The 14,434-nt window shown below is 72.2% G+C and carries 4 protein-coding genes; 3 read left to right on the plus strand and 1 reads right to left on the minus strand.

Annotated features, from left to right (window positions below; genetic code table 11):
* Positions 1 to 13 precede the first annotated feature (13 nt).
* From BMZ82_RS36090 to BMZ82_RS36100, 3 genes are read left to right on the plus strand one after another with little or no spacing between them, the layout of a single operon-like run.
* Positions 14 to 5,266, plus strand: a complete 5,253-nt coding sequence (locus BMZ82_RS36090) for a non-ribosomal peptide synthetase (RefSeq protein ID WP_256252292.1) — start codon at positions 14 to 16, stop codon at positions 5,264 to 5,266.
* Complete coding sequence (locus tag BMZ82_RS36095; protein ID WP_177244826.1) at positions 5,263 to 12,636, plus strand: amino acid adenylation domain-containing protein; 7,374 nt, start codon at positions 5,263 to 5,265, stop codon at positions 12,634 to 12,636. Before BMZ82_RS36090 ends, BMZ82_RS36095 begins: the two co-directional genes overlap by 4 nt.
* A gap of 51 nt (positions 12,637 to 12,687) precedes the next feature.
* Positions 12,688 to 14,088: an aminotransferase-like domain-containing protein gene (locus tag BMZ82_RS36100; protein WP_093781628.1), complete on the plus strand. Its 1,401-nt coding sequence runs from the start codon at positions 12,688 to 12,690 to the stop codon at positions 14,086 to 14,088.
* 111 nt (positions 14,089 to 14,199) lie between these two features.
* On the opposite strand, the gene BMZ82_RS36105 is transcribed toward BMZ82_RS36100, so the two are convergent.
* Positions 14,200 to 14,412, minus strand: a complete 213-nt coding sequence (locus BMZ82_RS36105) for an MbtH family protein (RefSeq protein ID WP_093781629.1) — start codon at positions 14,410 to 14,412, stop codon at positions 14,200 to 14,202.
* Positions 14,413 to 14,434 lie beyond the last annotated feature (22 nt).

Below are 14,434 nucleotides of genomic sequence, written 5' to 3' on the forward strand. Positions count from 1 at the left end.
GATCGAGGCAGCGCTGATCCGCCATGAGGCTGTTGGTCAGGCTGTGGTGGTGGCCCGCGAGGACACCCCCGGCGATCAGCGCCTCGTCGCCTACCTCGTACCGGCAACGGCCTCCGGCACCCCCGACACGGCCGCTCTGCGTGACGCACTGGCCGCGACCCTCCCCGCCTACATGGTGCCGTCGGCCTTCGTGGTCCTTGACGCGTTGCCGTTGACGCCGAACGGCAAGCTGGACCGGGCCGCTCTTCCGGTGCCTGAGTACGACACGGGCGCTGCCGTCAGGGGCCGTGGTCCTCGTAACGCGCAGGAGGAGATCCTCTGCGAGCTGTACGCCAACGTCCTCGGGGTGGATCAAGTCGGCATCGATGACAACCTCTTCGAACTCGGCGGGCACTCCCTCCTCGCCATTCGCCTGGTGAGTCGTATCCGTGCCGCGTTGGGCATCGAACTGCCCCTACAGGCAGTCTTCGAGGCACCGACGATCGCCACACTCTCCGGGCGTCTGGCGGGGACGGCCGATGCGCGCAGCGGGGTGCGGCCCATGCCCCGGCCGGAGCGGGTGCCGTTGTCGTTCGCGCAGCGTCGGCTGTGGTTCCTGAACCAGTTGGAGGCGGCCGGGGCTGGCTACAACATGTCCTTCTCCATGCGGCTGACCGGTGAGTTGGACCGGGATGCGATGGCTGCCGCGCTCCACGACCTCGTAGAGCGGCATGAGAGTCTGCGGACTCGCTTCCCCGATCACGAGGGTGAGCCCTACCAGGCCGTCGGGATCACCACTGGGCCGGAACTCGCTGTCGTCGACACGGTCGAGGCGGAGTTGGACCGGGCCGTCGTGGCTGTCACGGCCGTCGGGTTCGATCTGGCGGTGGATCTCCCGTTGCGGGCAACGCTGTTCGTGCTGTCGCCCACCGAGCACGTGCTGCTGCTCGTGGTCCACCACATCGCGGGTGACGGCACTTCCATGACGCCGCTGGCCCGCGACCTCTCCATCGCGTATGCGGCGCGGCGGGGCGGCCGTACGCCCAACTGGCGGCCGTTGCCCGTGCAGTACGCGGACTACACCCTCTGGCAGCGTGAGCTGCTCGGCTCGGAGGAGAACGACGACAGCCTGCTGGCGCGCCAAGTCGGGTTCTGGCGCGAGGCGTTGGCGGGTCTGCCCGAGGAACTCCAACTGCCCACCGACCGGCCCCGCCCGGCCACCGCCACCAACAACGGCGCTGCCGTGGACCTGGAGATCGACGGCGCGCTGCATGCCGCCATCAGCCGCCTTGCCCGCGACAACGGGGCGACCGTCTTCATGGTGGCCCAGACGGCGCTGGCCACGCTCCTGACCCGGCTCGGGGCAGGCACCGACATTCCACTCGGGACGCCGATCGCGGGTCGTACCGATGAAGCGCTGGACGACCTGGTCGGGTTCTTCGTCAACACGCTGGTGTTGCGCACCGACACGTCCGGTGATCCGACCTTTCGTGAGCTGCTCGGCCGGGTCCGTGACACCGACCTCGCCGCCTACGCGCATCAAGACGTGCCGTTCGAGCGGCTCGTGGAGCTTCTCAACCCGCAACGCTCCGTCGCCCGGCACCCCCTCTTCCAGACCATGTTGGCGGTCGAGAACGCGGGTGAGGCGCGGTTGGGGCTGCCGGGGCTGAGTACGAGTTCGCGGATGGCGGGGGTCGGCGCGGCCAAGTTCGATCTGTCGGTCAGCATGACGGAGCGGCACACCGGCGACGGCAGTCCCGACGGAGTCCACTGCATCCTGCACTACACCACCGACCTTTTCGACGAGAGCACGGTGCGGGCGCTCGCCGACCGGTTCACGCGGACGCTGGCCGCGGCGGTGGCGGACCCCGACCAGACCATCAGCCAGGCCGAGATTCTCACCGCCCGCGAGCGCGCCGAGCTGGCCGACTGGTCGGCGGGGCCGGCCTGGAAGCAACTCGACGCCACGGTGCCGGAGTTGTTTGAGGCGCGGGTGGCCCGTACCCCGGACGCCACCGCCCTCGTCTACGGCGACACCGAGCTGACCTACGCCGAGCTGAACGCCCGCGCGAACCGGCTGGCCCGGCTGCTGGCGGGCCGGGGCGTGGGGCCGGAACGGTGTGTGGCGGTGGCCCTGCCTCGGTCGGTCGATCTGATCGTGGCCCGGATGGCCGTACTGAAGGCGGGGGCCGCCTATCTGCCGATCGACCTGAAGTACCCGGTCGAGCGGATCCGGTTCATGCTGGACGATGCCGCCCCGGTCCTGGTCGTCACCACCGTCGCCGACGCCGAGGAACTGCCCGCGGCCGGTGTCGAGATCCTCGCGCTGGACGATCCGCAGGTGACCGCCGTCTGGGACCGGGTCCATGACGGCGACCTGACCGACCGGGACCGGCACGCGCCGCTGCGGGCCGACCATCCCGCGTACGTCATCTACACCTCGGGGTCGACGGGCCGTCCCAAGGGCATCGTGTCCACCCACCGGGGGGCAGCGCCGTTCGCCCGGACGCTCGCGGAACGGTTCGCCGTGACCCCCGACAGCCGGATCCTCCAGTTCGCGTCGCCGAGTTTCGACTCGACGTTCCTTGAGGAGTGCATGTCGTTGCTCAGCGGGGCCACCCTGGTGGGCGCGCCGGCGGAACGGCTGCGTCCGGGACCCGAGCTGGCGAAACTCCTCGGCAGCGGGCTGGCCAGCCACGTCCTGCTCATCCCGTCCGTACTGGCCCTGCTGCCCGAGGGCTCGCTTCCCGACGACCTGGTCCTCGGCGTCGGCGGCGAGGCGTGCTCGGCGGAACTCGTCGACCGCTGGGCCGGGGGCCGCCGTATGGTCAACGCGTACGGCCCCAGCGAGTCGACGGTGTGTCTCACTTTCACCGATCCGATGCTGCCGGGCCGGGGGACGCCGTCCATCGGGCGGCCCGCCCACGGGTCGCAGTGTTACGTACTGGACTCCCGGCTTCAGCCCGTGCCGGCCGGTGTGACCGGTGAGCTGTACATCGCGGGGGAGGGGCTGGCCCGGGGCTATCTCAACCGGCCCGCCCTCACCGCGGACCGCTTCCCGGCCTGCCCGTTCGGCCCGCCCGGCGCGCGGATGTACCGCACCGGCGACCTGGCCCGCTGGAACGCGGACGGCGAGCTCGAATACCTCGGCCGCGAGGACGACCAGGTCAAGATCCGGGGCATGCGCATCGAGCCCGGCGAGATCGAGGCCGCGCTCATCCGCCACGACAGCGTCGGCCAGGCGGTGTTGGTCGTCCGCGAGGACACCCCCGGTGGCAACCCCGGTAGCAACTCCGGTGAGCAGCGGCTCGTCGCGTACGTCGTACCGGAGGCGGAGGCGGAGCACGCGGCGGACGTCGACGTGGCGGCGCTGCGTGGGCATCTCGCCTCCGTGCTGCCCGCCCACATGGTGCCGTCCGCCGTCGTCGTCCTCGACGCGCTGCCGCTGATGCCCAACGGCAAGCTCGACCGCAAGGCGTTGCCCGCGCCGGATCCGGCCGGTACGGCGTCCGGGCGCGCGCCGCGCAGCGAGCGGGAGAAGGTGCTGTGCGAGCTGTTCGCCGATCTCCTCGGCGTCGAGCACGTAGGCATCGACGACCGGTTCTTCGACCTGGGCGGCGACAGCATCGTGTCGATCCAGTTGGTCTCCCGGGCGCGTGCGGTGGGTCTGAAGATCACCCCGCGCGATGTGTTCGAGCGGCAGACGGTCGAGGGGCTCGCCCTGGTGGCCACCGAGAGCGATCAGGCACCGGTGGAGGAGGCGGGGGCCGGCACCGGTGCGCTGCTGCCGACGCCGGTCATGCGCCGGACGCTGGATTCCGGCCGACCGATCGACCGCTTCAGCCAGGCGATGCTGCTGCGCGTCCCGCCGAACCTGGGCACCGAGGCCCTGACTACCGCCCTGCAAGCGGTAGTTGACCGGCATGACGCCCTGCGGATGCGGGTCAGGCCTGCTGGCGGTGACGGTGACGGTGGCGGTGACGGGGCGTGGGGCCTGGAGATCGCCGCCGTCGGAAGCGTCCGGGCCGCCGACCTCGTACGCCGTATAGACGCCACCGGGCTGGACGGCGATGCCCTGGCTGCGGTCGTCGCCGTCGAGGCCGAGGGGGCGCGGGCGCGGCTGGCTCCCGGTGACGGGGTGATGGTCCAGGCGGTGTGGTTCGACGCCGGGTCCGTCCGTTCCGGGCGGCTGTCGCTGGTCGTGCACCACCTGGCGGTGGACGGCGTCTCCTGGCGCGTCCTCCTGCCCGACCTCGCCCAGGCATGGCAGGCCGCGGCGGACGGCCGGACCCCTGAACTGGAACCGGTGGGGACCTCGCTGCGGACCTGGACCGGGAAACTCGCCGCGGAAGCGGTGAACCCGGCCCGGCTGGCCGAACTCCCCTTCTGGAAGGTGGTGTTGGGAGACGCCGGTGCCGAACCGCTGCTTGGGGACCGGCCCCTCGACCCCGCCGAGGACCTTGCCCGCACGGCCCGTACCGTGACGGTCGTCGTGCCGCCGGAGCGGACCGAGCCGCTGCTCACCCAGCTTCCGGCGCGGTTCCACGCGGGCGTCAACGACGTCCTGTTGACGGCGCTGGCCCTGGCGGTCGGACGCCACCGCACCCCCCGTGCCCGGCACGGAGGCGTCCTCGTGGACCTGGAGAGTCACGGCCGTGAAGGGCTCGCCGGGATCTCCGACAGCCTCGAACTCTCGCGTACCGTCGGCTGGTTCACCTCCGTCCACCCAATACGGCTGGACCCGGGGCCGTTCGACGAGGCCGCCGTGTGGGACGGCGGGCGGGACGCCGGCACCGTACTCAAGCGGATCAAGGAGCAGTTGCGGGCCGTCCCGGACCACGGCATCGGATACGGGCTGCTGCGCCACCTCAACCCGGACACCGCCGCGGAGTTGAGCGCCGCGCCCGTACCGCAGATCGCGTTCAACTACCTGGGGCGGGTCCCGGTGCAGCCGGCGGCGGACTGGTCGCCCGCCGGTGAGGGCTCGACGGCGGGTTCCGGTTCCGATCCGGACCTGCCCCTCACCCACGTGCTCACCGTCGACTCGGTGACCATGGACACCCCCTACGGGCCGGAACTCCACGTCTCCTGGTCCTGGGCCGGGGGAGTGCTGTCCGAAGCGGCCGTGCGCGAACTCGCCGACGGCTACACGCAGGCGCTCGACGCACTGGCGCGGCACGCCGTCCTGCCGGACAGCGGCGGACGTACCCCGTCCGACCTCTCGCTGCTGGAGCTGTCCCAGTCCGACATCGACGACCTCGAACTGACATGGAGGAAGCGGAAGTGACGCAGCGGGACTTGGAGGACATTCTGCCTCTGGCACCCTTGCAGGAAGGGCTGCTGTTTCACGCGCTGTACGACGAGCAGGCCCCTGACGTGTACGTCACCCAGCTCTGCCTGGGGGTGGAGGGGCCGCTCCACCCGGGGGTGCTGAGGGCGTCGGTGAGCGCGCTGCTGCGCCGGCACGCCAACCTGCGGGCCGGGTTCGTGTCGGCGCGCTCCCGGACCGTTCAGGTCATCCCCCGCGAGGTGGACCTGCCGTGGGAGGACGTCGACCTGACGAGTCTGGACGACGCGTCGGAACAGGTTGCGTCTGAACAGGACGCGTCTGAACAGGACGCGTCTGAACAGGGTCTGTCGGCGCAGGAGGCCGCTCTCGCCGCCTGGCTGGAGCAGGACAAGGCCCGGCGGTTCGATCTGGACGATCCGCCGCTGCTGCGGTTCACGCTGATCCGCCTCGGCGAAGGACGCCACCGACTCGTCCTCACCAGCCACCACGTACTGCTGGACGGCTGGTCCCTGCCCATCCTCCTGCGGGAGTTGTTCGCGCTGTACGCGCAGGGCGGCGCGGAGACCGGGCTGCCGCCGGTGACCCCGTACCGCGACTACCTGGCGTGGGTGGCGGGCCAGGACCGTACGGTCGCGGAGGCGGCCTGGCGGGAGGCGCTGGCCGGGCTCGGGCAGCCGACCCGGCTCAGCGGGGCCGAGCCCGGCCGGGCCGCGCCGGAACGGACCGGTCACCTGGTCGTGGAGCTGCCCGAGGAGTTCACCGGGCGGCTGTCCGCCGCCGCGCGTGGCCACGGGGTGACCACGAACACCGTGGTGCAGTTGGCGTGGGCGGTGCTGCTGAGCCGGCTGACCGGCCAGGACGACGTGGTGTTCGGCGCGATGGTCGCCGGGCGGCCGGCGGAGATCCCCGGCATCGAGTCGATGGTCGGGCTGTTCATCAACACGGTGCCCGTACGGGTCGCCCTCGACCCCGCCGCCACGCTCGGCGAGACGCTGACCCGCGTCCAGGGCCAGCAGGCCCGACTGCTGGCCCACCAGCACCTCGGACTCGCGGAGATCCAGAACCTGGCGGGCGGCGGCCAACTCTTCGACACCGTCGTCGCCTTCGAGAACTACCCCCTCGACATGTCGGCGGCCTCCGGACTGGAGACAGGCGGCGGCTCCGGTCCCCATGCGGCTGCCGGCGCGGCGGCGCGGCAGTTGCGCATCACCTCGGCGGAGACCCGCAGCGTCACCCACTACCCGCTGAGCCTGCTGGTGATGCCCGGCCGTGGCCTGCGCCTGCGGTTCGACTACCAGACCGACGTCTACGACCACGCCCAAGTCCGGGAATTGGCCGACCGGTTCACCACCGCGCTGACGGCGGTCGTGGACGACCCCGGCCTGCGCGTGGGCGGCCTCGGCCTCCTCACCGCCGTCGAACGCGAGCGTCTGGCCGCGTGGTCGGACGGCCCCGCGAGCGACGTGTCCGGCGCGACGTTCCCGGAGCTGTTCGAGTCCCGGGCCGCCCGTACCCCGGACGCCACAGCACTGTCGTACCAGGACATGACCGTGTCGTACGCCGAGCTGAACGCCCGCGCGAACCGGCTCGCCCGGCTGCTCGTGGGGCGTGGCGTCGGGCCGGGCCGGTATGTCGCGGTCGCGCTGCCCCGGTCGCCGGACCTGATCGCGGCCCGTCTCGCCGTCCTCAAGGCCGGGGCCGCCTATCTCCCCATCGACCTGCGGTATCCGGCCGACCGGATCCAGTACATGCTGGCCGACACCGGCCCGGTGCTGACCGTCACCACGACGCACGACGCCGCCGGTCTGCCGGACACGGGCGTCCCCGTCCTGGCGCTGGACAGCGCCGACACCGTCCGCGTCTGGGACGCTCAGGACGACCATGACCTCAGCGACGCCGATCGTGGTCACCCGTTCGGCCCCGATCACCCGGCGTACGTCATCTACACCTCGGGGTCCACCGGCCGGCCCAAGGGCATCGTCAGCACCCACCGGGGCGTGGCCCCGTTCGCGCAGACCCTCAAAGAGCGGTTCGCGATCACCCCGGACAGCCGTGTCCTTCAGTTCGCGTCGCCGAGTTTCGACTCGACGTTCCTGGAGGAGTGCATGTCGCTCCTCAACGGAGCCACCCTCGTCCTGGCACCGGCCGACCAACTCGTCCCCGGCCCCGAACTGGCCCGCCTCCTCAGGAGCGGTACGGCGACCCACGTCCTCCTCATCCCCTCGGTCCTGGCCCTGCTGCCCCCGGACGCCCTGCCGCCCCGGCTCGTCCTCGGCGTCGGCGGCGAACCCTGCCCGCCCGAGCTGATCACCCGGTGGGCCCCGGGCCGCCGCATGGTCAACGCGTACGGCCCCAGCGAGTCCACCGTGTGCGTCAGCTTCACCACACCGCTCGCACCCCTCCCGGCCCCGCCGCCCATCGGGTGCCCGACGCACGCCTCGCAGTGCCACGTCCTCGACGGCGGCCTCCAGCCGGTGGCCCCGGGCGTCACCGGCGAGCTGTACATCGCGGGCGAGGGGCTGGCCCGCGGCTACCTCGACCGGCAGGTGCTGACCGCCGAACGGTTCGTCGCCAACCCGTACGGCGCTCCCGGCGCGCGGATGTACCGCACCGGCGACCTGGCCCGCTGGCGGCCGGACGGACAGCTCGAGTACCTCGGCCGCACCGACCACCAGATCAAGATCCGCGGCATGCGCATCGAACCCGGCGAGATCGAGACCGCGCTGCTCGGCCTCCCCGGCATCGCGCAGGCCACGGTCGTCATGCGCGAGGACGCCCCCGGCGACCAACGCCTCGTGGCCTACGTCGTACCGGCGGACGACAGGCCCCGCCCGGACCCCGGCGCGCTGCGTGACGCGCTGTCCGCCGTACTGCCCGCGCACCTCGTGCCCACCGCCGTCGTGCCGCTCGACGCCCTGCCGCTCATGCCCAACGGCAAGCTCGACCGGGCCGCGCTGCCGGTTCCCGCGTACGCGGCGGCGGCCGGCGGCCGGGGCCCGCGCACGGAGCGCGAAGAGGCGCTGTGCCGCCTGTTCTCCGAGGTACTGGGCCTGGAACGGGTCGGCATCGACGACAGCTTCTTCGACCTGGGCGGACACTCGCTGACGGCGACCCGGCTGGTGAGCCGCATCCGGGCCGAGCTGGAGATCGAACTGCCCTTGCAGGCGGTGTTCGAGGCCCCGACGATCGCCGCCCTGTCCGCGCACCTCGCGGCGACGACGTCCGATGCCGCCCGCGCCGGGCTGCGTCCGATGCCCCGTCCGGAACAGATCCCGCTGTCCTTCGCCCAGCAACGGCTGTGGTTCCTCAACCAGTTCGAAGCCGGCCGGGTCGCGTACAACATGCCGCTGGCGGTACGCCTCACCGGCGACCTCGACCGGGACGCCCTGGCCGCCGCACTGCGGGACGTGGTGGAACGGCACGAAAGCCTGCGCACCCGCTTCCCCGAACGGGACGGCCACCCCCACCAACTCGTCGAACCCGTAAACTCCGACGCCGTACGGCCGCTGTCGGTCGTCGACACCACGGAGGAGCTGCTGGAGCAGGAGATCACGGCCGCCTCGTCCATCGGCTTCGACCTCGCGACGGAACTGCCCCTGCGCGTCACCCTGTTCGTCCTCGGCCCGGACACGTACGCGCTCCTTCTCCTCGTCCACCACATCGCCGGCGACGGCTGGTCGATGCTGCCGCTGGCCCGCGACCTGTCGCAGGCGTACGCGGCACGGCGGGGCGGACGCCCGCCCGGCTGGGGGGAGTTGCCGGTCCAGTACGTGGACTACGCGCTGTGGCAGCGGGAGTTGCTGGGCTCGGAGGACGACCCGGACAGCGTGCTGTCCCGGCAGGTCGGCTACTGGCGTGAGTCGCTGGCCGGGCTCCCGGAGGAACTGCGGCTGCCAACAGACCGCCCCCGTCCGGCGGTTGCCACCAACGAGGGCGCCGCCGTCGACCTGGCGATCAACGGTGACGTGCACGCCGCGATGGCCCGCCTCGCCCGTGACAACGGGGCCACCGTCTTCATGGTCGCGCAGGCCGCACTCGCCGCGCTGCTGACCAGGCTCGGCGCAGGCACCGACATCCCCCTCGGCACCCCGATCGCGGGCCGTACCGACGAAGCCCTCGACGACCTGGTCGGCTTCTTCGTCAACACCCTGGTCCTGCGCACCGACACCTCCGGCGACCCGACCTTCCGGGAACTCCTCGCCCGCGTCCGCGACACCGACCTCGCCGCCTACGCCCACCAGGACGTGCCGTTCGAGCGTCTCGTGGAAGTGCTGAACCCGCAGCGCTCCCTCGCCCGACACCCCCTGTTCCAGACCATGTTGGCCGTCGAGAGCGCGGGCGAGGCGGCCCGGCTCGACCTTCCGGGTCTGACCACCGCACCGCAGCCCGGCGGAGCCGGCACCGTCAAGTTCGACCTGTGGTTCAACCTCGCCGAACGGCGCACCGCCGAAGGCGATCCCGACGGCATCCACGGGACCGTCCAGTACGCGACCGAACTCTTCGACGCGGCCACCGTCCAGGGCCTCGCCGACCGGTTCCTCCGCGTGCTGACCGCGCTGACCGGTCACCCCGACCGGCCCATCGGCCAGGCCGCCGTCCTCTCCGCCGGCGAGCTGAAGCAGCTCACGACCTGGTCACACGGGCCGGTCCGTGCCCGGCCCGAGGCATCGCTGCCGGAACTCCTCGAGGCCCAGGTCGCCCGCACCCCGGACGCCACCGCCCTGACCCACACCGACACCGAACTCACCGACACCGAACTCACCGACACCGAACTCACCGACACCGAACTCACCGACACCGAACTCACCTACGCCCAACTGCACGCCCGTGCAAACCAGTTGGCCCGGCTGCTGATCGCGCGGGGCGTCGGCGGCCCGGAGACGATCGTGGCGGTCGCTCTGCCGCCCCGCTCGCCGGACCTGGTCGTGGCCCTGCTGGCGGTGCTCAAGACGGGCGGTGCCTACCTGCCGCTCGACCTCGACCACCCGGCCGAGCGGATCGCCTACCAACTCGCGGACTGCGCACCGGCGGCCGTGATCACCACGCAGGAGGCGGCCGTCCCCTGGCCGACCGGCCTCCCGGTGATCACCCCGGGCGGCGCGGAGACCTCGGCGGCGCTGCGGGCACTCAGCCCGCGCGACCTCACCGACCACGACCGGCCCGGCCCCGACCTCCCCGGCCACCCCGCCTACGTCCTCTACACCTCCGGCTCCACCGGCCGCCCCAAGGGCGTGGTCGTCGAGCGCGGGGCGGTGGCCGGCTATCTGGCCTGGTGCGCGTCGGCGTATCCCGCGCTGTCCGGCAGTACGCTGCTGCACTCGCCGGTCACCTTCGACCTGACCGTGACCGGTCTGCTGGGCACGCTCGCGGCGGGCGGCCGCGTCCACCTGTCCACCCTGGAGGAGCAGCGGACGGACACTCCGCCGCCGACCTTCCTGAAAGCCACCCCCAGTCATCTGCCGCTGCTGGCCGCGCTGCCGGACACCGAGTCTCCCACCGGCCAACTGGTGCTGGGCGGCGAGCAGTTGCCGGGCGCGGCGCTGGACGCGTGGCGGCGGCTGCACCCGGACACGGTGGTGGTCAACGAGTACGGTCCGACGGAGGCGACGGTCGCCTGCGCGGAGTTCCGGCTCCGCCCCGGCGACCCGACCCCGGCCGGACCGGTGCCGATCGGGCGGCCGTTCGCCAACAGCGCGCTCTACGTCCTCGACGAGTGGCTGCGCCCGGTCGCCCCCGGCGTCCCCGGCGAGCTGTACATCGCGGGCGCGGGCCTGGCCCGGGGCTACCTCAACCGGCCCGGCCTGTCCGCCGAACGCTTCGTCGCCGACCCGTACGGCGCTCCCGGCACCCGGATGTACCGCACCGGCGACCTGGCCCGCCGGCGCGCCGACGGCGAACTCGTCTACCTGGGACGGACCGACGACCAGATCAAGCTGCGCGGCCACCGCATCGAGCCCGGCGAGATCGAGACCGCCCTCACCCGCCTCCCGAGCATCGCCCGCGCCGTGGCCGTCGTCCGCGAGGACCGCCCCGGCGACCAACGCCTCGTCGCCTACGTCGTACCGGAGAAAACCGCGAACGGGCCTGACCAGGAAGGCCAGTTGGACATAACAGGAGACCTCTCCGCCGTACTGCCCGCCTACATGGTGCCCTCGGCGTTCGTCACCCTCGACGCGCTCCCGTTGACCGCGAACGGCAAGCTCGATCGTGCCGCCCTGCCCGCCCCCGAGTACGCGGCGGCGACGGAAGGGGGCCGAGGGCCGCGCACCCCGCGCGAGGAGACGCTGTGCGAGCTGATCGCCGAACTGCTCGGGGTCGAACGGGTCGGCGTCGACGACAGCTTCTTCGACCTCGGCGGCCACTCGCTGCTCGCCATGAAACTGCTCAGCGCGATCCACAGCGCCTTCGGTACGAGGCTGTCGATCGCGGACGTGTTCCGCACCCCGACGGCAGCGGGCCTGGCCCGCTCGCTCGACGGGGACGCCGACGGCGACGGGGTGATCGGTGGTGGCATCGGCGGGGACCCGTTCGCCCCCCTGCTGCCGCTGCGCACCGGCGGCCGTCGGCCCGCGCTGTTCTGCGTGCACCCGGCGGGCGGTCTGAGCTGGCCCTACGCCGGACTGCTGCGGCACCTGGACCCGGAACAGCCGGTGTACGGGCTCCAGGCCCCGGGCCTCACCCGCCCCGACACGGCCGACACGGCCGACACGGCCGACACCGCCGACGCGGCGGACGGCACCGTCGCCGACCTCGCCGCGACCTACGCCGAACTGGTCAAGGGCGTCCAGCCGACGGGTCCGTACCATCTGCTCGGCTGGTCCCTCGGCGGAGTGCTCGCCCACGCCGTCGCCGAGCGACTCCAGCGCGACGGCGCGGAGGTGGCCGTCCTCGCGCTGATGGACGCCTACCCGATGCCCCCGCGCACCCCGTCCGCCGAGCAGCCAACGGAGTCCGACGACCACTCGCTCCTGGAACTCCTCGTGGAGTTCCTCGGAGCCGACAGGCAAGAGGGTCCGCTCACCGCCCCGCTCACCGTGCCGGAGACGCTCGCCCTGGTCCGCAAGAGCACCCCGTGGGCGCTGGAGGAGGAGCACTTGGAGGCGTTCCTGCGCACCTACCGCAGCAACCAGCGGATGTTCCACCGGCACACGCCCGGCCAACTGCGGGGTGACGTCCTGCACTTCACGGCGGTCGAGGGCCGTACCGGTGACGCGCCGGTCGCGGCGGACTGGGAGCCGCACGTCACCGGCCGCGTCCACGTGCACCGCGTGGACTCCACCCACGACGCCATGTGCGCCCCGCAGCCGCTCGCCCAGGTGGGCGCGGTACTGGCCGCCGTCCTGGCCGGGGGGTCGCCGACGGCGTAACGGTGGTCATCGCCGATGCCCGCGGCCGCCCCCGGCCGGAGAGTGTTCGGCATGGAACTCTCGGACCTGAACTCCGCCTTGGGCGACCCGCTCCTCGCATCGATGACCTTCCTCAACGAGGTCGCGGGTCGCCACCCGGACGCGGTGTCCTTCGCCGCCGGACGCCCCACCGAGGACTTCTTCGACGTCCGCGACCTCACCCGCCACCTGCACCGCTACCAGGAGTTCCTCTCCTCGCAGCCAGGCCTCGGCGACCACGACGTGATGCGGACGCTGTTCCAGTACGGGCGGACCAAGGGGGTCATCCACGAGCTGGTCGCCCGTCATCTGGCGGTGGACGAGAACATCGACGCGGACCCCGAGTCGATCGTGATCACGGTCGGCGCGCAGGAGGCCATGTATCTGGCGCTGCGCGTGCTGTGCCGCGACGAACGGGACGTGGCGCTGGCCGTCTCGCCCACGTACATGGGCTTCAGCGGTGCGGCGAAGCTGGTCGGGATGCCCGTCCTGCGGGTGGCGTCCGGCGACCTCGGGGTCGACTTCGACGACCTGCGCGCCCGGCTGCGCGAGGCACGGGCGCGCGGCCTGCGCCCCCGCTGCCTGTACGTGGTGCCGGACTTCTCCAACCCGACCGGCATCTCCCTCGGCCTCGCCACCCGCCGACGCCTGATCGAGACGGCCGAGGAGGAGGACATCCTGCTCGTCGAGGACAACCCGTACGGCCTGTTCACCGGGACCGGACACGGCGAGCGCCTGCCGACGCTGAAGGCCCTCGACCGCACGCAACGCGTGCTCTACCTGGGCTCGTTCGCCAAGACGACCCTCCCCGGAGCCCGGGTCGGGTTCATGGTCGCCGACCAGCGGGTGACCTCGGGCGGCGAGGCGGCGGGGTACCTGTCCGACGAACTGGCGAAGATCAAGAGCATGGTGACGGTGAACACGTCACCGGTCGCCCAAGCCGTGGTGGCCGGACAGCTCCTGGAGCACGACTACAGCCTGGTCCGGGCGAACGCGGGCGCGATCGCCGTCTACCGGCGCAACCTGGACCTGGTCCTGGCCGGCCTGCGCTCCCGCTTCGCACCCGCCGCCGACGACGGCAGCGGCGAGCAGCAGATCCACTGGAACACCCCCACCGGCGGCTTCTTCGTCGTCCTCACCCTGCCCTTCCCGGCCGACGAGGCCCTCCTCGAACGCTCCGCCCGCGAACACGGCGTCCTGTGGACCCCGATGCGCCACTTCTACGACGACGCGGGCGGCGGCGAGAACCAACTCCGCCTCTCCTGCTCCCTGTTGACCCCGGAGGAGATCGAGACCGGCCTGGACCGACTCGCGGACCTGCTGACGCGGCGCCTGTCGGAACCGGCCGAGCCGGCCGCACCCGCACCCGCACCCGCCCCCGCACCCGCCCCCGCACCCGTACGGCTCAACCAGCCTGTCCGAAGCGGCCGTTGACGAGCAGCAGGCCCCGGCCGCCGTCGCGGTGGACGCCGTCCGCGGGGGCGGCGTCCAGCACCGTACCGATGGAGATCGTGTGGTGTGCGTCGGGACGAGTCGGAGAGAGCGCTACTCGGACGTCATGGCGGCGATCAGGCTGGCGGGGCGCATGTCCGTCCAGTTGTCCTCCACGTAGGACAGGCAGTTCTGGCGGTCGTCCGGCCCGAAGACCGAGGTCCATCCGGCGGGTACGTCGGCGAAGACCGGCCACAGGGAGTGCTGGCCTTCATCGTTCACGAGCACCTTGTACTGCGCGGTCTCGTCTTCGAAGGGATTGCTCACTGAAGTCTCTTTCTCTTCGTCT

This window comes from Streptomyces sp. yr375, from assembly GCF_900110755.1.
Lineage (GTDB): Bacteria > Actinomycetota > Actinomycetes > Streptomycetales > Streptomycetaceae > Streptomyces.

Bases quoted from the DNA above. Each gene is read 5' to 3' on its own strand.
- BMZ82_RS36100 (WP_093781628.1), top strand. From the start codon at position 12,688: ATGGAACTCTCGGACCTGAACTCCGCCTTGGGCGACCCGCTCCTCGCA.